The 25,461-nt window shown below is 42.2% G+C and carries 22 protein-coding genes; 8 read left to right on the top strand and 14 right to left on the bottom strand.

Annotation, left to right across the window (positions count from 1 at the left end; all coding sequences use genetic code 11):
• The first annotated feature begins 214 nt into the window (after positions 1-214).
• The 3 genes from NAF19_RS00365 (at position 215) to NAF19_RS00355 (ending at position 4,459) form a co-directional block, all read left to right on the top strand.
• On the top strand, positions 215-2,395 hold the full coding sequence (locus NAF19_RS00365) for a KAP family P-loop NTPase fold protein (protein ID WP_252787749.1): 2,181 nt from the start codon (positions 215-217) through the stop codon (positions 2,393-2,395).
• A gap of 166 nt (positions 2,396-2,561) precedes the next feature.
• A complete protein-coding gene (locus tag NAF19_RS00360) occupies positions 2,562-3,365 on the top strand; it encodes a class I SAM-dependent methyltransferase (protein ID WP_252787748.1) in 804 nt (267 codons plus the stop codon).
• A gap of 197 nt (positions 3,366-3,562) precedes the next feature.
• Positions 3,563-4,459 carry a LysR substrate-binding domain-containing protein gene (locus tag NAF19_RS00355; RefSeq protein WP_252787747.1) on the top strand — a complete coding sequence of 299 codons (897 nt, stop codon included), beginning with the start codon at positions 3,563-3,565 and terminating at the stop codon, positions 4,457-4,459.
• Between the two features lie 50 nt (positions 4,460-4,509).
• Here the strand turns inward: NAF19_RS00355 and NAF19_RS00350 are convergent, their stop codons facing one another.
• The 5 genes from NAF19_RS00350 to pyrR form a co-directional block, all read right to left on the bottom strand.
• On the bottom strand, positions 4,510-5,949 hold the full coding sequence (locus tag NAF19_RS00350; protein ID WP_252787746.1) for a serine hydrolase domain-containing protein: 1,440 nt from the start codon (positions 5,947-5,949) through the stop codon (positions 4,510-4,512).
• Between the two features lie 22 nt (positions 5,950-5,971).
• The gene (locus NAF19_RS00345; RefSeq protein WP_252787745.1) at positions 5,972-6,487 is read right to left on the bottom strand and encodes a hypothetical protein; all 516 of its coding nucleotides are present in this window, start codon (positions 6,485-6,487) and stop codon (positions 5,972-5,974) included.
• A gap of 13 nt (positions 6,488-6,500) precedes the next feature.
• Positions 6,501-7,427 (bottom strand): aspartate carbamoyltransferase catalytic subunit, encoded by a 927-nt coding sequence (locus NAF19_RS00340; protein WP_252787744.1) that lies wholly within the window; start codon positions 7,425-7,427, stop codon positions 6,501-6,503.
• A 91-nt stretch (positions 7,428-7,518) separates the two neighbouring features.
• A complete protein-coding gene (locus NAF19_RS00335; RefSeq protein WP_252787743.1) occupies positions 7,519-7,845 on the bottom strand; it encodes a four helix bundle protein in 327 nt (108 codons plus the stop codon).
• Between the two features lie 87 nt (positions 7,846-7,932).
• Positions 7,933-8,475, bottom strand: a complete 543-nt coding sequence (gene pyrR / locus NAF19_RS00330) for a bifunctional pyr operon transcriptional regulator/uracil phosphoribosyltransferase PyrR (RefSeq protein WP_252787742.1) — start codon at positions 8,473-8,475, stop codon at positions 7,933-7,935.
• Positions 8,476-8,791: 316 nt separating this feature from the next.
• On the opposite strand from pyrR, the gene NAF19_RS00325 reads away from it, so the two are divergent.
• Positions 8,792-10,414 (top strand): aminopeptidase P family protein, encoded by a 1,623-nt coding sequence (locus NAF19_RS00325; RefSeq protein WP_252787741.1) that lies wholly within the window; start codon positions 8,792-8,794, stop codon positions 10,412-10,414.
• 185 nt (positions 10,415-10,599) lie between these two features.
• Here the strand turns inward: NAF19_RS00325 and NAF19_RS00320 are convergent, their stop codons facing one another.
• The 4 genes from NAF19_RS00320 to NAF19_RS00305 all read right to left on the bottom strand — a co-directional run bounded on the left by NAF19_RS00320 (position 10,600) and on the right by NAF19_RS00305 (position 14,633).
• On the bottom strand, positions 10,600-10,992 hold the full coding sequence (locus NAF19_RS00320) for an ACT domain-containing protein (protein ID WP_252787740.1): 393 nt from the start codon (positions 10,990-10,992) through the stop codon (positions 10,600-10,602).
• Positions 10,989-11,291 carry a hypothetical protein gene (locus NAF19_RS00315; protein ID WP_252787739.1) on the bottom strand — a complete coding sequence of 101 codons (303 nt, stop codon included), beginning with the start codon at positions 11,289-11,291 and terminating at the stop codon, positions 10,989-10,991. The genes NAF19_RS00320 and NAF19_RS00315 overlap by 4 nt, the downstream gene beginning before the upstream one ends.
• 513 nt (positions 11,292-11,804) lie before the next feature.
• Positions 11,805-13,781 carry a 30S ribosomal protein S1 gene (gene rpsA, locus NAF19_RS00310; protein WP_252787738.1) on the bottom strand — a complete coding sequence of 659 codons (1,977 nt, stop codon included), beginning with the start codon at positions 13,779-13,781 and terminating at the stop codon, positions 11,805-11,807.
• Positions 13,782-13,961: 180 nt separating this feature from the next.
• Entirely contained in the window at positions 13,962-14,633 is a 672-nt protein-coding gene (locus NAF19_RS00305) for a hypothetical protein (RefSeq protein ID WP_252787737.1), read from the bottom strand.
• A gap of 231 nt (positions 14,634-14,864) precedes the next feature.
• Between NAF19_RS00305 and tyrS the strand changes: the two genes are divergently transcribed.
• Genes tyrS through NAF19_RS00290 form a run of 3 tightly spaced genes read left to right on the top strand, consistent with a single transcriptional unit; the run spans position 14,865 to position 17,146 of the window.
• The gene (tyrS, locus tag NAF19_RS00300; RefSeq protein WP_252787736.1) at positions 14,865-16,148 is read left to right on the top strand and encodes a tyrosine--tRNA ligase; all 1,284 of its coding nucleotides are present in this window, start codon (positions 14,865-14,867) and stop codon (positions 16,146-16,148) included.
• A gap of 38 nt (positions 16,149-16,186) precedes the next feature.
• The gene (locus NAF19_RS00295; protein WP_252787735.1) at positions 16,187-16,687 is read left to right on the top strand and encodes an Xre family toxin-antitoxin system antitoxin; all 501 of its coding nucleotides are present in this window, start codon (positions 16,187-16,189) and stop codon (positions 16,685-16,687) included.
• 6 nt (positions 16,688-16,693) lie between these two features.
• Positions 16,694-17,146 (top strand): RES family NAD+ phosphorylase, encoded by a 453-nt coding sequence (locus tag NAF19_RS00290; protein ID WP_252787734.1) that lies wholly within the window; start codon positions 16,694-16,696, stop codon positions 17,144-17,146.
• Positions 17,147-17,252: 106 nt separating this feature from the next.
• Here NAF19_RS00290 and NAF19_RS00285 read toward each other — a convergent pair whose 3' ends face one another.
• Positions 17,253-17,927, bottom strand: coding sequence for a PH domain-containing protein (locus NAF19_RS00285; RefSeq protein WP_252787733.1), 675 nt, complete (start codon positions 17,925-17,927; stop codon positions 17,253-17,255).
• Between the two features lie 58 nt (positions 17,928-17,985).
• Entirely contained in the window at positions 17,986-18,963 is a 978-nt protein-coding gene (locus tag NAF19_RS00280; RefSeq protein ID WP_252787732.1) for an acyl transferase, read from the bottom strand.
• A gap of 169 nt (positions 18,964-19,132) precedes the next feature.
• Here NAF19_RS00280 and NAF19_RS00275 point away from each other — a divergent pair, with 169 nt between their 5' ends.
• Positions 19,133-19,807 (top strand): lipid-binding SYLF domain-containing protein, encoded by a 675-nt coding sequence (locus NAF19_RS00275; protein ID WP_252787731.1) that lies wholly within the window; start codon positions 19,133-19,135, stop codon positions 19,805-19,807.
• Positions 19,808-19,888: 81 nt separating this feature from the next.
• Here the strand turns inward: NAF19_RS00275 and NAF19_RS00270 are convergent, their stop codons facing one another.
• From NAF19_RS00270 to NAF19_RS00260, 3 genes are all read right to left on the bottom strand, one after another.
• Positions 19,889-20,230, bottom strand: coding sequence for a hypothetical protein (locus NAF19_RS00270; RefSeq protein WP_252787730.1), 342 nt, complete (start codon positions 20,228-20,230; stop codon positions 19,889-19,891).
• A 59-nt stretch (positions 20,231-20,289) separates the two neighbouring features.
• A complete protein-coding gene (locus NAF19_RS00265; RefSeq protein WP_252787729.1) occupies positions 20,290-22,728 on the bottom strand; it encodes a penicillin acylase family protein in 2,439 nt (812 codons plus the stop codon).
• Positions 22,729-22,883: 155 nt separating this feature from the next.
• The gene (locus tag NAF19_RS00260; protein WP_252787728.1) at positions 22,884-25,394 is read right to left on the bottom strand and encodes a T9SS type B sorting domain-containing protein; all 2,511 of its coding nucleotides are present in this window, start codon (positions 25,392-25,394) and stop codon (positions 22,884-22,886) included.
• Positions 25,395-25,461 lie beyond the last annotated feature (67 nt).

Below are 25,461 nucleotides of genomic sequence, written 5' to 3'. Positions count from 1 at the left end.
CTTTGGATTATTAGGGTATTCGTTTTTTTTTGTTTATCACAAATTGTCTAAACAATTATTACCTTCAATTAATAGTTTTACTTATTTTTCCTTTGGGCTTGTTTTTTATTTTCTTCTTTGGCGGCCGGATGACTCATTAAGATTCTATAGCTTTAAATGTTATTCATCACTTTTTTATTCTGATGTAATAGTTTTTTGTCTTTTAATAGTTACGATGCATTATAAGACTTTTAAAAGCCAATTATCGAAGAATGGAAATGCATCCTTTATAGAAGACTCCGACAATTATATCAAGGACAACGATCATTACTATAGGACAGGATATGCGAATATCGTAGCAACTCGAATTGAAGCAACCACTACTCAAAGTTCCTTTGGTATCGGGATTTTTGCTGAATGGGGCCAAGGTAAAACTGATTTTTTAAAACGTCTTTACAGCGCTTTAAATGAAAATCAGGAGGAAAATATTTTAGTGCAATTCAATCCTTGGCGAATTAATAATGGCGACTTAATTGTTGATGATTTTTTTAAGACATTAGCAAATTCCTTGAAACCTTACCATGCGACAATAGCTGATAAAATAAATTCGTATTCCAAAAAAATATTTCAGACTAGTAAAGAAGCATCATTTCGATTCATTGATACTGTGATAGACGATTTTATTGACGAACCTTCAGTCACTGAACGCTATGATACGATAAATACCTATATTAAATCGACTGGAAAAAGAATTATAGTTTTTATCGATGATTTGGATCGACTGACGGCACCCGAAATTTTAGAGGTATTACGAATAATCAGAAACACAGCAAATTTTTCAAATACCTTTTTTGTGGTAGCAATAGATCACAACTACGTTATTGAAACTTTAAAAAAGACTAATTTAATTGGTAAAGAAAAGGAATATTTAAAAAAGATTTTTCAATTGGTCTTGACGCTTCCGACGTTTAAGAAAGAAGTTATTTCTAATCAGATTAAAGTGTACATAAAGGCCAAAGTATCAAGCTATGAAGATATTGACAGTTTAAATACTATAATAGACTCACTTTCTTATAAGTCCACGTCAATAAGTACCGCAGTGTTAGAAGGTATCTCAAATGAAAATATTCTCGAAAATTTATTGGATAATCTCAGAGATGTAAAGAGATTCTGCAATTCATTTTTAATTCAATTTGAGATATTACGTGACGAAGTATATTGGACAGATTTATTTTTGATCGAGTTAATAAAAGCAAAAAGCTATGAGGTATACTGTTTGATAGAATCAAAGAAGATTCTTACAGCTGATGAAAGTAACTACGACAGTTTTAAACTGTTAGAGCCAGAACTCAAACAATCGTTGGACAACTTAAACTTTAGTCCCAGAGAACAAATTTGGATTACAAAATCAATTGAGGCGCTTGTGGAGAAAAATGACTACGGGCATATTCGACGATTTAAATTGGTGTCTAACTTTTATTTATATTTTTCATATCAGCTGTTCAATGATAAGTTATCAATGAAAAAATTTCGCGAGGTCATTGCAGACGATAACGATGTAATAATTGAAACTTTTAAGATATGGATTGAAGAGGGTTTTTACTACGAATTAGACAAAATTATGGATGCGTATTCGATTCCGAGAACTTTAGAATCGATCGAAAAATATGGCGTTTTGTTTTTACGATTAGAGGACGAAACTGATACGAGGTGGTTTAATCGAGCGACTAGTTTGTTTTGGAATAGATTTTCCTTGTTGGCGGTTGACAACGAAAAATCGAGCATTGGTCGAAAAGCCTTTCACAAGCTCATAGACAATAAAAGCCTTACAGCGTATTCACGTGCTAGATTTGTTAGTGCATTTGTGCGCGCGAATAGTAAGGAAGAACTTAAACCTTTATCTGAAGGAAGCACTCTGTTTAGTACAGAGGAACTTTTGAAAATGATTTACAAATTATTTAAAGAGTTCTTGTCTGTTACACCAAATTACAATTTTAGAGTCCAAGATTTTTTACTTTTTAACAGCGAACAACAACATGAATCACCAGGTAACAATAGACGCATTAATATTGCCCTTAACTCGACACGTTTATTAAAGAAATTTCTTTTGAACAACGAGTTTCAATTTGGAGTGTATCTACTATTTATGCTACGAAAATCTTCAGGCGATGAATTGAGCACCTATTTTTTCGACCCGTTTGCCGGACAAATATTTAGTAGTACAGATGAGTTTTTGAATAAATTAGAAAATTATGATTCTGATAATCAATATTTTAAAATGGCTAAAGATATAATTATCAAATATTTCGATAGGTATTACCCTGCCCAACGTCAATTTAAAGTCGACCCCGCCGACAAGGATGAAATCGATATGTTAATTGATTATAGAGTAGGGGAATTTGAACAAAAGGAATAATCGGACAAAAACGAGATTATTTTATATCTTAATTAATAGGGTGTGATTATCATCAAGCACATTAACGAGAAAGACACCAGAACGAAGTTAAAATGCCATTGATTACCATTTTGAGATAGATACACACGCCGTTTTATTTTAATCCTATATTCAAGACGTTTTCAAAATGGGAAAGTCTACCGTAGACCTCAAGTTCGGCCGCGAAGCTTTCGGCGGAGACCCTGCCGGGTACCACGCGATACGCCCCGTTTATCCCGATTGGGTTTTTGAAATGCTGCTTGAACGGGGCTGCCTTGGCAAAGACGCGGCTACTTTTGAAATAGGGGCCGGTACAGGTATTGCAACCCAACGGTTAGTTGAGTTTGGGGCAAACCCTCTGCTGGTCATAGAGCCAGATAAAAGAATGGCTGGTTTCATATCGGACACTATACAGTCGGATTCATTATCAATAATGTCTGCTTCATTTGAGGATGCTGTACTTCCAGAAAATAGCTTTGATTTCGGTTTTTCGGCAACTGCCTTTCATTGGCTGAACGAAGATGTGGCATTAACCAAGATAGCCGGCCTGCTGCGGCCCGGCGGATGGTGGGCCATGGTTTCGAACGTTTTTGGAGACCCCAAGCGTCACGATCCGTTTCATGAAGCAACCAGGGAGCTGCTCGAAGGCCCGCAAAGCCCCGCTGACGGTGTCGGTAACATTCCATTTGCCCTCGATGTTGAATCCCGCCTGGCAGCGCTGGAACGTACAAACGCATTCGAGGCTATCGAATGCCGGTCTACCGAATGGCCGTGGGTGCTGGATGCCGGGCAAACAGTAGCGCTTTATGCAACGTTTTCTAATATCATAATACGTCCGGACAGGGATGCGCTGTTGGCAGGATTGCATCGCGTAGCAACAGAGCAATTTGGCGGCCGGGTTACCAGGAATATGGCTACCATTGTTTACCTGGCCCGGCGCAGAGAAAAATAATAGTTTCGCAAATCAGATTCACCACGTAGAGACGCGATGCATCGTGTCTCCCGCTTGCAATTCATCGCAAATTTCACGGTTTCCCCCATGCCGGTTACCTATCAGCGGGAGATGCAAAATATTGCGTCTCTACGAGCCTAACGAATCAGGCCCTTCATTATAAATTCTTTTATATCGTTTCATTATCTTTGAAACCTATGATATCCTTTGCCCACCGTGTTTTTATGGAAGTTGCCGCCAATTTGAGTTTCAGCAAGGCCGCACAGGTGCTGTTTGTAACCCAGCCCGCCATCAGTAAGCACATCAAAGCGCTTGAGGACCAGTACAAAGTGCCCCTGTTTGAGCGTAAGGGTAACAGCATCCTGCTTACCGAAGCCGGCAGTAAGTTAAACGAATACCTGTTGCAAGCCACCGAAATTGAGCGTAAAATTGAATACGACCTTTCGGTGCTGAGCAGCGTGTCGCAGGCATCGGGGCATTTGCGGCTGGGGGCAAGTACCACCATTGCATTGTATATTTTGCCATCTATACTATCTGGTTTTCAGCGGGAGTTTGCCAATGTGGATGTGCAGCTGGTTAACCGGAACTCGGAGTATATTTTAAATGCCCTGCTAAACCACGAGGTGGATATCGGCATTATCGAGGTGGATAATAAGCTCACCACAGTGTCTTACAAACCATTTATGAGCGATGAGGTTATACCGGTTTGTTCGGCTAAAAGCCCGCTGGCGGGGAAATCATTAACCCTGAAACAGTTTGTAAAAACGCCGCTGGCTTTACGCGAGCGTGGCTCGGGAACGTTAAATGCTTTATTAAAATCATTATCAGCTCTGCATATTAAACCGGCAGACTTATCCGTAAAAATACGCCTTGGCGGCACCGAAGCACTCAAAAACTTCCTGCTGGCCGATCAATGCCTTGGCTTTATGCCGCGACCATCTATCGTTCGCCAACTAGCTGAGGGAGATTTGGTGGAAGTACCAATCGAGGGACTTAAAATAACGCGAGATTTCTTTTTTATCAGGAGAAAAGGAACTGAAGATTATGGATTGACAAGGGATTTTATTGGATACGCGTTGCAGCATATCGAATAAATTTTGAACCACGGTTTACTAATCTAGCAAACCTATTTCGACTCCATCAACTACTTAATCAACTTCCCCAAAATCCCTGCTCCGACCGGGTCTGTAGGTTCATAAGCATTAGATAGCACCACAATAGCCACATTCTTCTCGGCATTAAAAGCCATAAAGCTGTTGCTGCCGTAGGTGCCGCCGTTGTGAAAGTAGTAGCTTACTCCATTGACTGGTATTATGTGCCAGCCCAGGCCTATTTTTACATCTTTTGTAAAAGTTACTTGATGAGTTAACGCAATGGCCTTGCCAAGTTTGTCGGCGCCGGGATGCATGTTTACCCGGGCATAGCGCAGTAAATCGTTTACAGTGCTTCGCAATGCGCCGCAAGGGGCCAGCACATCGAATTCCCAGGCCAGGGTTTCACGTCCGCCCGAATCATAAACCGAAGCGAACCGCGGCGAAAAAAGCGGGTTTAAATATTGAGCCGTGCTCAACATAACCAGCGGGTGGGTTATCAGTTCGTTTACCATCTCACCAAAAGTTTTGCCGCTCACATATTGCAATATGGCGCCCAGTAAGCCTACCCCCAGGTTTGAATACGCATACTTTTCGCCAGGTTTGGTAATTGGCCGGCAGGTTTTTAGGTAAGCGTACATCATTTGTTTCGTGTAATCTTTATAAGGATTAAACGGGTTGGTCATGCTTTCCTTTAAATTGTCCGGCACACTCGGTAGTCCTGAAGTGTGGTTTATCAAATTAAGCAGTGTAATGCCGGTTAGGGATTGGTTAACGGCAACGGAATCCGGCAGGTATTTGGTTATCGGGTCGGTAAGCTTAGCCTGGCCGTCGTTTACATAATATGCCAGCAAGGTTGCAGTAAATGTTTTGGTGATGGAGCCGATCTCGAAAAATGTATCGCCGTCGGGCAGGCGGGCATTTCCTCTTTTTGTTTCGCCGTACTTGTAGATAGTGGTTTTGCCATCTTTCATAATGCCAATGCAAAGGCCCACGGTGTTTGCTTTTTGGATGTATTTACGGGCAACGGTATCCACCTGTTTATCCATTGTGGTTAGCATAGGGTTGTTGGTTGGCACAAGAGCTGTTTTATCGGGTATCGGATCGGTGTAAGGCTTAAACAGGAAGTTTTCAAGCTTGCTTTTATCATCAAGGCTGATAAATACGTTCATGGTAGCATTTGTAAAACTCACCTTGTAGGTTGCCAGGCTGTTGTTTACAAAGCTGGTTAACAAGGCGTCATTTATTTGCCCCAGCGGAAAAAGCTGTTTGGTGGCAATATCACCGAAAGCGTTTATGCTAAACTCCTTTTGAAAAGCATCACCCGCAAGGTTATAAAGGGCATCTGCATTTTTGGCGTTGAAATAAGTTTTTACCAGCGTAAATACTGAGTCGACTTTTTGTTGCTGGCGGGTTTGGGCTGATGATGTAATTGCCAAAATGGAGAGTAAAAAGATTAGAAAAGCAGACCTCATATTAAATTCATTTGCCATTTATAACGGTCATATTACCGCTTTAATGCAGCGGGTCGGTTAGGCGGATAAATTTAATCTCGTTATGCGCCCATAAAATCCTGTAAATAATAATACCTGTCGTAGCACCGGCTAAATATGTATACCCGATAAAATTAAACATGTTCGACAGGTCGGCGGCTATATAGGTGAACATATTTTTGATAACCAGCAATGCTGCTAGACTAAACAATCCACATAGTGCAAAGCCGCAAAAGATTCCACCATCAATTAACGAGTATTTTATAATGCCTCTTTTTCTTATTTCGTCCCAGCTCTTAACAAATGCAATGTTATTTAAGTCGTCTGGTGTAAGGCCTTTGGCTTTAAGTTTTTTTTGGAATAATAATTGGTCCTGATATCTATAATATCCCGGAACAAATCCTAAAATATTAAAAATGATGCTGATATAAACAAAGCTTTTTACTTCGACGAAAAAGTAGAGTACGAAAGGGAATATTAAGGATAATAGAAACCCTTTGACGCTAATTTTTAAGTATGTTTTAAAACCGGAATTCACGGATGACGCAATTTTACGGCGTTTGCCCTGCCAGCAGAAACAGCACCGCCATACGTATAGCCACGCCGTTTTCAACCTGGTCGAGTATGATGGATTGTTTACTGTCGGCAACATCGCTGGTAATTTCAACGCCACGGTTTATGGGACCGGGGTGCATCACGATGATTTCTTTGTCCAGCGAATCTAATATCTGTTTGTTTAAGCCGTAAAGCATGGTGTATTCCCTGAGTGATGGGAAGTATTTTATATCCTGGCGTTCCAGCTGTATGCGCAGCATATTGGCTACGTCGCACCAGTTTAAGGCTTTCAATAGGTTATGCTCAACTTTTACGCCTAACGAGCCAATGTATTTCGGTATCAGCGTGGTGGGCCCGCAAACCATTACTTCAGCGCCCAAATGTTTAAGGCACAATATGTTTGACAGCGCAACGCGCGAGTGCAAGATATCGCCCACGATAACCACCTTTTTGCCGGCTACGTCGCCCAGCTTTTCGCGAATGGAAAAGGCATCAAGCAATGCTTGGGTAGGGTGCTCATGTGCACCATCGCCGGCATTTACAATTTGTGCTTTTACATGTTTCGACAGGAAGATACCAGCGCCGGCGTAAGGATGGCGCATTACTACCATATCTACCTTCATGGCCAGTATGTTATTTACGGTATCAATCAGCGTTTCGCCTTTGCTTACCGATGATGAAGATGCCGCAAAGTTTACCACATCGGCAGATAATCGTTTTTCAGCGAGTTCGAACGATAAACGTGTTCGGGTTGAGTTTTCAAAAAATATATTAGCAATAGTTACATCGCGAAGAGAAGGAACCTTTTTAATCGGCCTGTTTAAAACCGTTTTAAAGTTATCCGCCGTTTCAAATATCAATTGAATATCTACCGGGTTTAAGTCCTTGATTCCTAAAAGATGCCTTGTTGAAAGTCCTGCCATGTTTGTAAATTTCGGAAGTCGGATGTTCGATTTCGGATTTATTTTTTATTTGTAGATTTTGAATTTTGTTGATTTGCTTTTGCTGTTTTACCTATTGCTGTAAAATTGCCGTGAGCTCATTAGCTTCTTTTTTTAATTGATAGATTTCTTTTGAGTCAACTAAACCAGCTTCCTCCATTAACTCCAGCCAATAAACTGATTCGTCAGCATCTTCTTCAACAATTACTATTTTATTGATAAAGTCTGCTGTAGATTTCCCTTTGCATGCTGATCGGTAATTTGCGCCCACCGATGACGAACATCTTAATAATTGATTTGATAAAACATTTAATGAACGTTTCGCAGGCAATTCCTCAACGAATTTTATAACATCGATGGCAAATCGTTGAGTCCTTCGTTTTAATTCAACTTTATCCATTGTGTATGAATTTATTAAATTCGAAAATTAAAATTTCTTCTTCTTTAAATCCGAAATCGAACATCCGAAATCCGAAATATGACCATATTATTTTGCGTCTGAAATTAACGTAATCCTGTCTTCTCCATCCGTCTCTATCCAACTCACTACTACTTTCTGTGATGCGATTGAATCCACCTCAATTCCCACATAATCAGCTTCCACCGGTATATGCCTTGAATATCTTCTGTCAACCAGCGCCAGCAACTCAATTTTTTCCGGGCGACCAAATGCCTGCAGGGCATCCATGGCGGCGCGGATGGTGCGGCCTGTCCACAGTACATCGTCCATCATGATCACCTTTTTATTCTCAATGATAAAATCGATTTTGGTTTGATTGGGCACCAGTTGGTCGCGGCGGCGAAAATCGTCGCGGTAAAAGGTGATGTCTAAATCGCCCTGTAATATGGTTTTGCCCGGTAATATCTTGCGAAGTTCTTCAGCTATACGCTTGGCTAAATAAATGCCGCGCGGTTGTATGCCAATAAGTACCGATTCAGAAAAATCGTTATGATTTTCTATTAACTGACGACATAAACGCTGTAGTGTTATTTGAAATTTCTGACCGTCGAGCAGTGTTAGATTTTGCATCGTATGGGTGGATTTGGGCAAAGGTAATTATTTTTGGTGATTAGTTAAGATTAGTTAATTAGAGATTAGAGACCAGAGGTTAGGAAAAGTAGCAATTAGTTAAAAATAAAAGCCTAATTTTTGGCCGCCGATGCAACTAAACTCCAATTAACTAATCTCTGATTAACTAAAAGCAATCACCCCAAAAGGGTGATTACTTTTTTGAATACTAAAGTTTATACTTGTATAAATTTTGCGCATGCGTGGTTAGCAGCAAAGTATTTAATTATGCACACATAACTGAGTTTAAACAGAACAAATAACTGACTTATTATTTATGAACTTTTTTAACAAAGGCCTGTTGGTTGCTGCTTTGGCCTGCTGCACCACTGTTCAGGTATTCTCGCAGGGCAGTGAGGCTCAAAACTTGCCGACAGACTATTTAACCCCAGCGTTTCATGCCGGGCGCAGGCAGGCCCTGCGCGATATGATGCCCGCTAACTCGGTAGCCGTAATTTTTGCTTACCCCGAGCGGGTTTTTTCGAAAGATGTAAACTATGTTTATCATCAAAATCCTGACTTATATTACTTTTCAGGATATAAAGAGCCTGATGCCGTTCTGTTGGTATTTAAAGACACGCAAGCCGATGGCGACAGCAGTTATAACGAGTTGTTTTTTGTTCGCCACCGCGACCCGCAGCAGGAGCAGTGGACCGGGCGCCGGCTGGGTGTTGCCGGTGCAAAAGCCAAACTCGGGTTTAAAAGAGTTTACAACAGCGAGCAGTTCTCAAAATTCCCGATAGATTTTAAGAAATTTAATACGGTTTTGTATGATGATCTGCCCGATGACGTGGGTGGCGGCGGTGCGGGAAGTCTGAAAGAATTGTTGGGCGCCTTTAAAGAAAAGGCAGACATCAAAACTTCGGACAAGGCCCTGACCAACGATTTAAATGTGATAGGCAAATACGCTACACCTAAGAACCTTGACCGGATTATGGCCTTCCTGAAACCACGCCTCGACCGGGAAGCGTACAAAAACAGCCCGATCATTCAGGAACTGGTGGCAAAGCCTGATTCTGCAACGTTGGCTGATGTAAAATCAAAAATTAACGCTAGCCCATCGGGTTTATCGCTTTATGAAAAGTTTACTACTGATCTGCGGGGAGTTAAAACATCCGAAGAATTGGATTTAATGCGCAAAACGGTGAAAATATCCAGTATTGCCCATGCAGAAGCCATGCGCGCTGTAAAACCGCAAATGAGCGAGCAGGAACTGGAGGGTATTATGCTGTATGTGCACAAACACTATGGCGCCGAGGACGAAGGCTATCCGCCAATTGTTGGCGCTGGTGCCAACGGCTGTATACTGCACTACGAAGAAAATACTGCCACTAAAGTGGATAACCAGTTAGTATTGATGGATGTTGGTGCAGAATACCACGGCTACAGCGCCGACGTTACCCGTACTTTCCCGTCGAACGGTAAATTTACCGAGGAACAAAAGGCTATTTACCAGATAGTTTACGATGCCCAGGAAGAAGTATTTAAACTTTGTAAAGATGGTGTGCCATACGGCGATTTGGAAACCAAAACCCGCGAGGTGCTTTCATCGCGACTGATAGCGTTGGGTATTATAAAAGATGCCAAAGAAGTGGGCAAATATTATCCGCACGGTGTATCACACCATTTAGGTTTGGATGTGCATGATAAAGGGGAATATGGTGGTGGTTTAAAAGCAGGCATGGTGATCACTGTTGAACCCGGCATTTATATCCCTGCCGGCAGTCCTTGTGATAAGAAATGGTGGAATATTGGCGTGCGAATTGAAGATGATGTGTTGATAGGTAAAACCGAATGCACCCTGTTATCAATCGACGCGCCACGCAAATGGCAGGACGTTGAGAAAACCGTTGCCGAAAAAAGCATTTTTGATGGCGGGAAGTTTCCGGAGTTGAAATAGATTAGCCGTTTTTTCAACCATATCGTCATTGCGAGGAACGATCCGCCAGCTGGCGGACTGCGCCTGCTAATCACGAACCGCTATACAAATGGTGACCTGAATGCTGCAGTTAGGTCACCACAAATTATAACGTTCTTGAATGTCAGGTTGCTTCGTTCCTCGCAATGACGTAATTTAATAAGTTGTCAATTCGATAACTTTCGCAAGGCCATCATCGCTTTCTCTGCATCCTCTTTAGCCACAAAAATATGGTCGTGATAATAGGCGGCTACTACATTGCAGCTAATACCTTCGTTGCCAAGCGCCGTTGCGAAAGCCGCCGTCAACCCCACTGCTTCCAATGATGAATGGATAGTTAAGGTAATCCAGACGGCTACATAGGTGTAATTTAAACCCAGTTTATCCGCCAGTTCTTTATTAACTATAACCGTCCAGCCCTCCTCTTCTTTAAATAAGCTGATTATTTCTTTTGTGTCAATGTTATTTAACGTAGTTACGGTGCAGTACACATAGTCGCCGTCATTAAGCTTAGGGCTCATGGTTTTTAGCAGGGCTTTGAGATTGGTTTCGCCACTCATGCGTTTTCAATAACTAAAATCGGAACTACTATCAAAATGACTACTACAATGCTGAGCAAAATCAATAGGACAATTCGCCACAACCTTGCGTATAACGCATGATTGTGTTTTGGCGCCATTAAATAGCCGATGTAACTTCCAAAACTAACCAGGGCACAAATAACAAGCAACGCAATTACCAGCGGGTAGGGCATTACAAAATCACTAAAATTGATGTACAGCATGGCTATTGAAATGACAAGGCAGATGACAATAAGCAGTATGTAAACAAAGGGATTTAAAGGCTTGCGGGTGCTCATGAGAACAAATATAATTAATCAATAAGGCGAGGTCTTCAAAATTTAGAAAAAAAAGTCCTCGGGTCTTGCTACCGTTTTTTAACAAAATATCAAGATTTGTTCCTCTGACCATTAAATCACCTTTCATGTGACATAACTAATATCGGAAACCCAATTATAAGGAGTACCATTAAACCTAAAAGAAAGAATGCGATAAGATTATAAAGAATTTTGTAACCGTTTCTTTTCGAACTACGGATTTTTCCATAGATATAACCAGCGTAACTTAGTACACTTATGATTGCACAAATTATCAGAAGAGTTATGAAAATAGGATAAGGCATAGCATATCCATCGAAATTTGTTACAAACATCACAATGGTAAACAGTAGGCAAAAAATAATAGACAGGGCATAAGTCCGCGCTGTTATTAGTGTTGTAGATCCAGTCTTCATATTTTAAATATAGATAATAAAAACAAAAAAGCCCTCTTGATTACTCAAGAGGGCTTATAAGGATTCAATTTATTTAAACTTATTCAGCAGCTTCTTCTTCCGAAGCTTTTTTGGCTGTTGTTGTAGCTTTGCGTGCTTTGTTTTCAGCACCTTCCATTTGCTCTTTCAACTGTGCCAATACGCTCAGGTCGCCTAAAGTTGATTTCTCAACCGATTCTTTCACTTTTTTCACAGCGTTGCTTGCAGATTTTGCTTCCTTTTTACGGGTTTCAAATTCCTGAACACGTTGCTCGGCACGGGCTTCTTCCCAAATGCGTGAGTGAGAGATAACGATGCGTTTGTTTTCTTTGTTAAATTCAATGATCTTGAACTCAGCAGCTTCTTCAGCTTTTAGGCTCTTGCCATCTTCTTTAACCAAGTGTTTGGTAGGGCAGAAGCCTTCAACACCGTAAGGTAAAGCAACAATTGCACCTTTATCGGTTACTTTTAATACAGTACCTTCATGTATCGAGTCGATAGTGAAGATGGTTTCAAAAGTATCCCAAGGGTTTTCTTCAAGCTGTTTGTGGCCAAGGCTTAATTTGCGGTTATCAACATCAAGCTCAAGTACAATCACATCTAATTTTTCACCAACTTTAGTGAATTCGTTAGGGTGATTAACTTTCTTAGACCATGAAAGGTCGCTGATGTGGATCAATCCGTCAATACCGTCTTCAAGTTCAACAAACACACCAAAGTTGGTCATGTTTTTAACTGTAGCGATGTGCTGAGTGCCAATGGCGTATTTCTCAGCAGCGTGCTGCCATGGATCAGGCGTTAATTGTTTAATGCCCAAGCTCATTTTGCGCTCGTCGCGGTCAAGTGTTAATACCTGTGCTTCAACTTCGTCACCAACTTTCAGGAATTCCTGAGGGTTACGTAAATTTTGCGACCACGACATTTCTGATACGTGGATAAGGCCTTCAACACCCGGGATGATTTCAAGGAATGCGCCATAATCGGCAACGGTAACAATTTTACCTTTAACCTTCGAGCCAATCTGGATGCCTTCATCAAGCGACTGCCAAGGGTGTGGGGTAAGTTGTTTTAAACCAAGAGCGATACGTTTTTTCTCATCATCAAAATCAAGCACAACAACGTTGATTTTTTGATCTAATGCTAAGATTTCGCGTGGGTGCTCTATGCGGCCCCATGAAATATCTGTAATGTGTAATAAACCGTCTACGCCGCCAAGGTCAATAAATACACCAAAGTCGGTAATGTTTTTAACGGTTCCTTCCAATACCTGGCCTTTTTCAAGTTTGGCCACGATTTCGGTTTTTTGGTTTTCCAAATCGTCTTCAATCAGCACTTTGTGCGATACCACTACGTTTTTAAACTCGTGGTTGATCTTAACAACTTTGAACTCCATGGTTTTGCCCACATAAACGTCATAATCCCTGATAGGTTTAATGTCGATTTGTGAACCTGGTAAAAAGGCTTCAACGCCCATAATATCTACAATCAAACCACCCTTAGTTCTGCTCTTAACAAAACCAGTGATGATTTCATCATTGTCTAATGCAGAATTAATACGCTCCCATGATTTTTGAGTTTTAGCACGTTTGCGCGAAAGCACTAACTGACCGTTAGCATCTTCCTGCGACTCAACAAATACTTCAACTGTGTCACCGATTTTCAAATCAGGTGTATCACGGAATTCAGACACTGATACCAAACCGTCAGATTTAAAGCCAACGTTTAATACAACATCTTTGCTGTTAACATTTACAACTGTACCGGTGATGATTTCGCCTTTGGTGATAGAGCTGAAAGTTCCATCATACATTTTCTCGAATTTCTCACGGTCGCTGTCGCTGTAATTGCCAAATTTTTTCTCATCAGCATCCCAATCGAAATCTTCGTTTGCTGCTGTGATTTTTGATTTGATCTCTTCGATCGAAATTGAATCAGCCTCTGACTCAATTGTTTCTTTTTCCTGAGGAGTTGCTCCAACTACTTCGAGTTCAGCCTCCTTAGCTTTTAATTCTTTTTCTGCTTCCTGTTTTTTTGCCATTAAATAAATTTTCTCCTTTTCCCAATTTCTTAATTGGGACTGCAAAGGTAGGTATATTAATTTTATTTAGAAAAGAATATTTTAATGTTAAATGCTGATTTTAAGGCTATTTTATGGGGAAAGTAATGGTTTTTAGCGGATTTTCCGGCCGACTCACCGGTTAAACCCTATTGCAGGTGCTTAATTGGCGGTCAACTTGCTGTCTATCTCATCAAAAACCGACATGAAATTATCCAGCAAACTCTCTCTGTAGGTGGCTAAAATTCCATTTATTGCTGCTTCATGCTGCGGCGTAAAAGGGTCTCGCCAAACACGCATGCAGATCCTTTTTAAGGCATACGCTATCTGTTGCGTTTCGGCATAGCTGTATAAATACCGGCTTGATTTAAAGCCATCAAAGAATTTAAAGAACACGGCCGTGTTTTTAAGTCCTTCAAAAGTTAAAAAATCATCAACAACTGCTACATCGCATCCATTTAGATGATCGTAAAATACATCGGCAGTCACTTTTCCTGTAGTTAGCAGTAGGTTATCTAAAATAAGCTCGATGGCAATATGGCCCAAAAAGAACGGTTTCACCGGTGAGCCCTCGATAACGGGCCGAAGTAATAACTTTAGTTTGTGCGAGTGTTCAAGAAAGAATCCGGAAGAATGGAAATGGCGGTCAACTTCCAAGTGTTTGTTCCATCCGTTTATCATGGAGTTTACAGCTGGGTTGGTACTTTGTAATTTTTCGGGGTGAAGAACGATTGTTTTATCGGCATTTTTCAAAAGGTCGGGCAGTATGGTACCAAGTATGTGGTAACAATCGTCAACTTCCCGGTCGAAATAAAAGTGCGATAAAAAATTCATAGTAGTCCTCGTCAAAAGTCCTGTACAATCCCAAAATAGTTAAATATTATGATTCCACCGATTATTATTTGATTTGGCCGATTATTTGATTTTATGATTACAGAGATTTAATGGTAAGGGAAATTTAAAATTGGGAGCGAAGCTATCGGTGTAATCATTCCCCAATCGGTGTAATCATAAATAATTATATTTGCCGTCCCGAAAAGCTATCGGGATTGAATTGAACACATAATGAACTTTGTTGAAGAATTACGCTGGCGGGGTATGCTGCATGATATTATGCCCGGAACCGAAGAACTGTTAAATAAAGGAATGGTATCGGGTTATATAGGTTTTGATCCGACGGCCGACTCGCTGCATGTGGGCAGCCTGGCCCAAATCATGACCATGATACATTTTCAGCGCGCGGGGCACAAGCCTTTTGCGCTTGTTGGCGGCGCCACCGGCATGGTGGGCGATCCATCAGGCAAATCGCAGGAGCGCAATTTGCTATCTGAAGATGTACTGCAGAAAAACCTGGCAGGCATAAAAGGACAGTTAGAGAAATTTCTCAACTTTGATTGCGGGGCCAATAGCGCCCAAATGGTAAATAATTACGATTGGTTTAAGGATTTTACGTTCCTTGATTTTATCCGCGAGGTTGGCAAGCACATCACCGTTAATTACATGATGGCCAAGGATTCGGTTAAGAAACGTTTGGAAGGCGAAACCGGCATGTCTTTTACCGAGTTTACCTACCAGTTGGTACAGGGCTATGATTTTTACTACTTATGGAAAAACCATAACTGTGCCCTTCAAATGGGTGGCTCGGACCAATGGGGTAACATTGTTACCGGTACCGAATTGGTGCGCCGTAAGGGCTCAGGCGAGGCATTTGCCTTAACTACCCAACTGATAAAAAAATCGGACGGAACGAAGTTTGGTAAAACTGAAGGCGGTAATATTTGGCTTGATGCGGAGAAAACAACGCCGTATAAATTTTACCAGTTTTGGTTAAACACAAGCGATGATGACGCCAAAACTTATGTAAGGATATTTACTTTGTTTGACGAAGAAACTATAAAAGCTTTAGAAACTGAACAGGATGCTGCGCCACATTTGCGTGTGCTGCAAAAAGCTTTAGCTAAAGACATTACTATCCGCGTGCATGGTGAAGCTGCGTACGAAAAGGCAATTAAATCGTCTGAGTTTTTATTTGGCAATGTTGGTATTGAGTTTTTAGGCGAACTGAATGACGATGAGGTGCTTGGTTTGTTTGAAGGTGTGCCTAATTTTACCATCAACAAAACCGATTTGGAGCAAGGAATCAATATTGTCGATTTATTGGCGGCGCACACATCGGTTTTCCCATCAAAAGGCGAAGCCAAAAAAATGATACAGGGTGGCGGTACAGCCATCAATAAGCTGAAAATCAATTCGGCAGATGATACTTACAATAATGATAATTTAATAAGCGGTAAATACCTGGTTGCTCAAAAAGGTAAGAAAAACTATTTTTTAATTATTGCTGAATAAATTTTGTTTTGCGACAAATGGTAATTATATTTGTCTATATGTCGCATAAAACAAAACGTGAAGATGTTCCAAACATCGTGAGTGAGCCAATGGTAGAATATGCCATAAGCCCAAGTCGATTTGACTTATTTAGCGGTATACTCTCAAAGAGTGTCAAAGAATTTAACCCTATGGGGTTTGATGCAATAAAGGTAGCAAGAACGGGTTTTTCCAAACTTGTGCTGATGACCCTTGCAAAAAAAATCTCGCTGAACATTCAAGAGTTAGCAAACATCCTACACATTAGTGAGCGCACTTTGCAACGCTACGATGATGATGATATTATAAAAACCGAATATGCCGAGAAAGCCGTAGAGCTTGCCCGCCTGTATACCCGCGGCGAGGAAGTATTTGGCTCCATTGATAAATTTAAACTTTGGATAAAAGCCCCAAGCTTAATCTTTAATGGTGAAGCCCCTGTTACCATTCTTGATACTTCAGCGGGTTTTGATATGGTTTTTCGTGAATTGGGCCGCATTGAGCACGGTATTTTTGCTTAATTCCTGATGATACTTTATCGCATTGCACGATGCACTTATGCCAACGACCTTAGCGGCACCGGCGCACGCTTGTTTGGTGGCAGATGGAATAGTATTGGTAAACCTGCGACATACCTGGCATCGTCCTGCTCACTGGCAATGCTCGAGGTATTGGTGCACTTGCAGCCTCTAATGGTTCCTAATGATTTTTGTCTGGTGGAGGTTGAAGTGCCGGATAAACACATACTAACCATTACAACCGACATTCTCCCAAAAGACTGGAAAGACGTTTCCCCGCCTCAAATATTAGCCCGAATTGGTGACGATTTTTTAAAAAAGCAGGAATATTTTATGTTGAAAGTCCCCTCTGCAATTGTGCCTGAAGAGTATAATTACCTGCTTAATCCAATGCACCCGGATATGAAAAAGGTAAAAGTAATAAATACAGAATCTTTTGATTTTGACAGCAGGTTAGTTTAGTTCATCGGTTCATTTGTTCACTGGTTCATTGGTATCTGGTTCATTAATTCAATTGTAAATCTGTGGCAGTCCACCAATGAACTAATGACCAGTGAACTAATGAACATTACAAGTCATTCAACAAATCTAATTTCTTGTGATTGTATTCCTCCTGCGAGATTAGGCCGTTATCAAACAGCATCCTTAATTTTTTCAATTTTTCGGTAAGCTCATCCGGTTTTGGGGCCTGGGCAATGGGTGCTGTGGCTGCTTCCGGTATATGAACGGGCTCCTGCTGTTGCGGTATAGGCGCAACCGGGGTTACGGGTTGTTGCGATGAAAGTTGTGCGGCATGCTCAAATTGCATGGCTCCGCTTTCGGCACGTTTGTCTTCCAGGTCGCGCAGGCGGCGGGCTTCGCGTTCTGATTCTTTACGTTCTTGTGCGTATTGGTATAGCTTGCGGGCCTGTACCTTTGGCAGGTAATCAACCCCCATTTCGGCGCCATTGGTGGTTTTTACACTGAATATGGCGCCAATAATTTCTTCTTTTGTATAAACATCGACGATATCTTTCCAAACAAAATCAACAAATTTTATCGACAGGCCCAGGTTTGCAGGGGTAAAAAACAAAACACGTTTGCTGGTTAACGCAATGCAATCAGGGAATAAGTTTACTATAGGTTTTTTTTGAACCGCAATGTATATTATTTCTTCGCCGGTGGTAAGCAGGTCGGTTAAGCGCATGTATATTTTCTCAACCGCTTTGGGGTCCTGTTCTTCGTTCAAAAATTTCTCAATCATCGTAATACCAGTTAGTATGGTGCAAAAATAATAATATTATGTTAGTAGTAAGTTAAGTTTACGCAATCAGCAAATTACAGCCCCTTATATCAGAATTATCAAACCTGCCTAATACTTCGAAAGAGCCATCAGCATAAACTTTCCCTAAATCCTGTGTGGCTAAAAACGAGCACGAATTGATGTTTGCCAAATCGATGATATTTATACCACCTGCTTTATCATTTTGCAGCAAATCCAGCGGGTCGTTGGCGTCGCGGGTGATGATCTTCATCCATGGCGGGCAATTAAAAATGCCATCGCCTTTTGAATAAGCCTGCGATAGCAATTCGGTCATGCCGTATTCTGAGTGGATGGCGTTCACGCCAAATCCATCACATAGTTGCAGATGCAGTTCTTCCCGGATCATTTCTTTGCGCCGGCCCTTCATGCCACCGGTTTCCATCACTATCAATTCGGGGAAGTTTAGTGTGTATTGCTCCACAAAATCAAGCAGGGCAAAGGTAACGCCTAGTAACAGTGTAGGCTTTTTCGCTGCCTGCTGTTTTTTAAGCTGATGGTGAAGTTCATCGTAGTTGTATAAATAGAAGCCGCTATCCGGGTTGTTTGACTGTTTGATAAGGTCATCGGCCATATAAATTAACGACGACCCTTCGCGTTCAAGATACGCCGGGAGCAATGCAAGAATAGTGTATTCCTCAATATCGCCGTAAAATAATTTAAAAGCCCTGCGAAAGCTTTCGGTATACCAGCTAACATCGGTTACCAGGTGACTGCTGGTTATCATGCCTGTGGTGCCCGAGCTGGTAAAAGTTACCTCTGCAGGCTGGTTTGAGCTTAATACCTTATGCGATTTAAAAAACTCAATAGGTAAAAAAGGTATTTGCTGTATGCTGTTAATATTACCTGGATTAATATTTAGTCCTGTTATAAAATCGTGGTAAACTTTGCAGTTTTCGGCCTGGTATTTAAAAATCTGCAAGGCAATATTTGTAAATGCCTGTTCGTTATCGATTGAAAATACCTGCTGCTTGTTCATTGGGGCAAAGATAATGTTGATTTGAAGATTTGATGACGGGTTGATTTGAAAATAAATGACAGTTGTCACAAATCGGTAAAATCCATTAATCCCCTGCAAACAACGCTGAAATTTCAGGGTTATAACAATAATATTTGCGCACAAATTTAATCTGCTTAAAAACACAATAATGAAATCAATCAAATTTTTAGTGCTGTCGTTGGCACTCAGCATCTTTTTTATAGCCAGCTCTGCTTTTACTGATGGCAGTAAAGAAACTGAACGTTTGCACGCTGCGTCGAACGTTTTAAAGGATTTTGGTAAAATAAAGGAAAGCATCCCCCATAACCTACTATCAGAATGCGAGGGCGTAGTAATAGTGCCCAAATTAATAAATGCAGGCTTTGTTGTTGGCGGTAAACGTGGCAGGGGAGTTGCTATGGTGAGATTGAGCGATGGCAAATGGAGCGATCCGGTATTTATCACCATGACAGGTGGCAGCATAGGCGCACAAATCGGTGTGCAATCTGTCGATTTGGTTTTGGTGTTTCGTCATAAGGGCGTACTGGCCAAAGTTAAAAATGGCGATTTTACCATTGGGGGCGATGCTTCGGCAGCGGCAGGACCGGTTGGCAGGAGCACTTCAGCAAATACGGATTACAAGCTTGACGCCGAGGTTTATTCCTATTCGCGCAGCCGGGGTTTGTTTGCGGGAATCAGCATAAATGGCTCAAACCTGGGTATCGATAAAACTGCTAATGCCAATTTTTACGGTTCTGATATAACCTCGAAGGAGATTTTTGATACCAATAAAAATGATTCGGAAGCAGTTACGGGGTTGAAGGCTGCGTTAACGGCTTTGTAGTTGAGGAGATGAAAGGATAAAGGTAAAAGGTTGTCTTTTTATGACAAAAACGCCCCGGTACTTTTACCAGGGCGTTTTTGTTTATTGTTTTTTTGCAAGGGCACGCTTCAGCAATATCCCCGACAGCGCCGACATCCCACCAACTATACCGCCAATCAGTGCAGTTATCAGCAGTAAAAGTATCCAGCTAGGCAATTGGAAAAGGCTGGCAACCCGGGTAGCCAGTATATTATCATTAGGCACGGTTTTGAAAAGTGCTAGTACCGTCCACGTAATAAACACTGCCGCAAAGCCGGCTCCAAATGACCGCGCCGGGGTTTTGCCGATAAACAGCGCCGGTAAAAATGCCGCAATGGCAATTACCCACCAGGGCAAAAAGAATCCGCTGGCAAAGGTTAATATCAGTATGATGAAAAATAGCATATTTAGCCCCCTCTAAATCTCCCCCTGAAGGGGGAGACTTTTTAATTTTTGTTGATATTTTATTTTTTGTTAAGCACAAGTGTCGATTTCACTCTCCCCGAATTTTCATCAGCCGAGTTTAAAAACAGCAATTCATTCAATTTGCCGTCTTTCCAGGTATCAAACATATCGCGGTAGTAAAAACTGCCGGGATTGCCTGATTCGCCGCCGGGGAAAACGCCATAGCCTTTAACCGTTGGTCCCATTTGTACCACCATGCGCCAGCTTGGGCCATTATTATTTCGCAGGGCATTAATCACGCCGCCGCGCCCTCCAGCGAAAAATTTCCCGGTGCCAAATCCCGGTAAATTCGCCAGGTGATTTATAAACGTTTCTTTTACCATTCCCCATTGCCATTTATCGCCGGGCTTGCCATTGTTGCGCGTTAACTCGTCGACAGCAGTATAAAACGAATGGTTTACCATATCCGCGCAGGTTTCTTTTAATGGTGTTTTGGTGTTGTCGAACCATTTTGAACCGGGGTCGGTAAGCAGCAGCTTTTCAGTTTCGTCGAACGATGGATATTTTAAATAGGTTCCCTTAATATTAAACTCATCATCCCATACCAGGAGATAAAACTTACGCCACCAATTATCAAAAATACTGGCACCTATTGAATTGGCGGCATAATGCTTATCCCATTTTTTTATGATGTTGAATGCCTTTGCCTGGTCGTCGCTCAATTTGGTTGGGTCGACGTATTTAATCATTGCCGACAATACATCCTGCGCCAGTATGCTATAGTTATCCATTTGCATTATACGCATACTGTCGACAGTGGCTTTTTGCATGGCGCCAAGCCTGTCGTTTATGCGTTTGCCACGGTAATATTGCTCGAAGCGCCAGTTAATATAATATGGATAAGATGGGTCGGTTGATGACTGGTTGGCCGAACTTACAAAGCCGCGCGGCGGATTTTTTACCGTTGGGTTTTGGTCGGCGGGTATCCAGCCCTGCCAGTCGTTTGCCGGGTCGCTGCCATCCATAATGTATTTGCCCTGCTCTTTATATTTTAGGGGGAATTTACCGTTTGGCGTTATGGCGATATCATTGTCATTGCTGGCGAAAATAAAGTTTTGTGCGGGGGCGGTAAAATGGGTAAGTGCTTCGCGGTAATCGGCATAATTTCTACCCCGGTTAAGGTTATAAAAAGTCAAAAACTCGTTCGACTCATCGTGTGCTATCCATCTTAGGGCATCGCCAACCGGTATGTTTTCAAACTCGTCCTTAGGTTTTTTTGCCTTTGTTTCATAAACTACCGGGCCATGATGGGTGTACAGCACAGTGTCGACCTCAGGCGCCTGGCCGAGGATATTTATAACTTCCACTCGTTTTTTTAACGGGTTCCATTTGTTGTTATACCAGTATTCGTTTTTAGTATTGTCCTTAAACTTTACCTGGTACCAATCGAGCACGTCGGCATCAACATTGGTAACGCCCCAGCTTATTTTTTGGTTATAGCCAATAATTACACAAGGAGCACCCGGCAGCGAAACCCCGTTTACATTCCCGGTTGGCGATGATAACTGTATTTGGTACCATATTGCCGGGAAAGTTAAATTTAAATGCGGGTCGTTAGCCAAAATGGGATAACCGGTGGCCGATTTGCTGCCTGTTATTGCCCAGTTATTGCTGCCAATGCCATCAACTTTTTCTCTTGGTTTGATATTTTCAGTCATCTGCGCCAAATAACCCGCTGATGGTTTTGGGATAGGCAGCGGCTTAAAGTTCCATTTGGTGCCAACAGGCATTATGGGGTCTTCATGAAAAGGGTAATCTGTAAAAAGGTCGTTAATGGCTTTTGCGCCAAAAACGCGCAGGTTATTAGTCATGGCAAACTGGTCAGACCCGCCGGCCAATGTTTCCGACATCAGCTTTAATAAAAATATGCAGTTGATGGGTTTCCACTCTTCCGGGGCATAATTCAGCAACTTAAACTCAATAGGATAGCTCTTTGGAGATAAGCTGTGCACGTAACTGTTTACCCCTTCGGTATAAGCCAGTACCATGGTGCGCGTTTGTGGGTTGGCCATAATGCCCTTAAGCCCGTTTTCGGCGCCGTAAACCATGCCCATGCGGCGGTGATAACGGTCGATCTCCAAAGCTTTTGGGCCTACAACTTCGGATAAACGACCCGCTGCACTGCGGGTTTGTATATCCATTTGCCACAGGCGGTCGCGGGCGGTCACAAAGCCCTGGGCGTAGTAAAGATCGTGGTCGTTTTTGGCGAAGATATGGGGGATGCGATGGTCGTCGTATTTGATGATGACTTCATCCTGCAGGCCGGTTAGCTTCAATTTTTCAGCAGGCAGAATATTTTTGCTTTCAGCATTTTGCCAGAAACCGGTTGAAGGGTTAAGGAATATACCCATGGCCGGAATATCGCCTATTTTTGTTTCCAGCACCACGATAAGTGCAATTGTGAAAAATATGGCTATAAAAGCTTTTACAAACCTCATTGCGGGATAATGTTTATTGAGGCAAGATAGGGAAAAGAACAGACAGTTTTTAGGTGAATGTGTAATACTTTTACATCGACAAAAAGTATTTTTCTGTTGCCGCCAGGTCTTTCAAAGAGGCACCGGTGGTAAAAAGGGTGCGTTTAATGCCTGGTTTACTTCAAAATTGCCACCCAACCGCTCCGGCGTTTGTAATTATTATATTTAAGGTCAATAACGTAATAGTAGGTGCCTGCCGGTAACCGTTTTGAGTTATAGGTACCATCCCAGGCTTTGGAATAACCAATTGAGTGAAATAAATGTTGGCCCCACCTGTTGTAAATGTCGATGGTTGCATCTTTGTAATCCGAAAGGTAAGTAATATCCCATGTGTCATTAATGCCATCGCCATTTGGCGTAAATGTGTTGGGTATTACAATTTCATTTTTTAACACTTTTACTGTTACCAAAGCCGAAGCTTCGCACCCGGTAGCGGTTGTTACAGTTAACTTATAAGTCGTGGTATAGTCTGGCGCCGCCAGCGGGTTTGGTACAGTCGGGTCATCTAACCCGGCAGTTGGTGTCCACTGGTATTTTGCTATGTCACCGGTAATTATTGGGTTTATCCTGACAGGATCCGAGCCGTTCACAATCACTTCCTGACTGATGCTTATTGTTGGGATTGCATTTACCACTAAAGTAATGGTATTGCTGCTCACAACTGAACGCGTAGCACACAATGCGTTGCTGGTTAAATTACATTCAATGATGTCATTATTTAGAGGGTCGGTTACCGTATAAGTAGCACTCGTCGCCACCGGTATATTATTTTTGTACCATTGAAGTAAGGGCGAGTTTCCGCCGTTTACTGCGCCTGCAGTAAAACTTACAGGGGTGCCTGAACAAACAGCCGTTGACGGGCTGGCACTGATATTGACGGAAGGCGACACAGCAGGATTTACAGTTACCGTAACCGCTGCCGTTGCTGTGCAACTGTTGGCGTATGTAGCCAAAACGTTATAAGTCCCGCTGGTATGAAAGGTATTTGCCGGGCTGCCCGGGGTATCGCCACCATCCCAAGCGTAGGATGCAGCGCCGCTGCCAGCTGTTAGTGTTACACCGCCGCAATCTGTGGTGTTACCCGAAATAGTTAAAATAGGAGGCACGTCAACCGTGATAGTTTTTGAGGCGGGCATAGTACAGCCGCCGGCATTGGTTGCGTTTACCGTATAAGTGCCGCTTTGATGAAAGGTATTCGTTTGCTTATCGGGTGTGTCACCGCCATCCCAAAGGTAAGATGTGCCGCCGGTTGCTGTAAGCGTAACGCTGCCACATGTGCTTGCTGTAACCGAAATTACCGGCGCAGCAGCATCAGGATTAACAGTAATTGTTGTGGACTTAGAAGCAGAGCATCCGTTAGCATCAGTTACCAATACCGTGTAAGTGCCGCTTTGATGAAATGTGTTTGCCGGTTGCCCGGGCGTGTCGCCGCCATCCCATGAATAAGATGCCCCCCCGCCCGCCGTAAGCGTTAAACTACCGCAGCCTGTTGTATTGCCCGAAATGACGGGTACTGGGGGCGCCGCAATAGTAACTGTTTTTGAAGCAGACGCAATACAGCCCCCGGCACTGGTAGTTGTTACAGTATAAGTGCCGTTTTGACGAAAAGTGTTTGTAGGGCTGCCCGGAGTATCGCCTCCATCCCACAAATAAGACACACCGCCGCTGGCTGTAAGCGTAATACTGCCACAGCTACTTGCTGTTTGAGAAATTACTGGTGGCGAACCATCAGGATTAACTGTCACAATTTTTGAGGCTGACGTTGTGCAGCCTGCCGAATTAGTAACGGTAACAATGTACGTCCCACTTTGATGAAATGTATTTGTAGCCTTATCCGGGGTATCGCCGTCGTTCCACAAGTAGGTTACGCCGCCGTCGGCAGTGAGCACAACCTTGCCGCAGCTATTAGTTCCCTCGTTTATATTGATTGGGAAAGGAGGCGGTCGTAAGCCCCAGGTAATATTGGTATAAAACTCTTCAGTTGTTGAGTTTATGGTGACGCAGGTAAAATCACCCGGAAACATAATGATCGCGTACCCCTCGGTGCCGGTTAACGAAGTGCTGCTGTTATATACCATATTTCCACCATCGAACAAAACTACATAAGGGAGCGAGAAATCGAGTTTGCTGCTTATGCCGGCCGAACTTCCAAGTGATGCTATTAACAACACAGGGTTAGTAACAGTTTTTGAAAAGCACATTGTAGTGGTCCCGCCGGCACCCTTCGACCAAGTTGTTTCCGGAACTTGTGCATCGGGTATCGGCGAAGGGTAAGTGCTGAATTTTGAGTAATTGTAAATTCCGGGAGTAGAGCCAAAGTCAAAATTCGACGTCATTGTTACGTTAACGAGGCTTCCGTTTGCATCGTTAATGGTACCTGTCGCGCTCGCACCTGTAAAACTTCCCCACGACGCCCAGTTTATGTCGTTACAGTTCGCTTGTGAATATGGAATTGTAGTGGCAACAAAACCGGGTTTCTTTTTCTTTGCTGTTTTTTGATGTATTGCTTTTTTACAGTTTTTAAGGCGGAGAATTGTTGCATCCGAACTAACCTGTAAAAACACAAGAATTATTAAACAAATAAAAGTTGATTGTAGTCTCCCTGGTGCCATTATTGAACTTTTCAAAAATACGATTTAAAAAATCAGATTCGTGGCAGTAAAAGCCTCTGCCTGATAAACCTGCATGTAAACG

The organism is Mucilaginibacter flavidus (assembly GCF_024055575.1).
Taxonomy (GTDB): Bacteria; Bacteroidota; Bacteroidia; order Sphingobacteriales; family Sphingobacteriaceae; genus Mucilaginibacter; species Mucilaginibacter flavidus.
The sequence above is the reverse complement of the archived record's forward strand: the minus strand, read 5'-3'. Positions and strand labels throughout refer to the sequence as shown.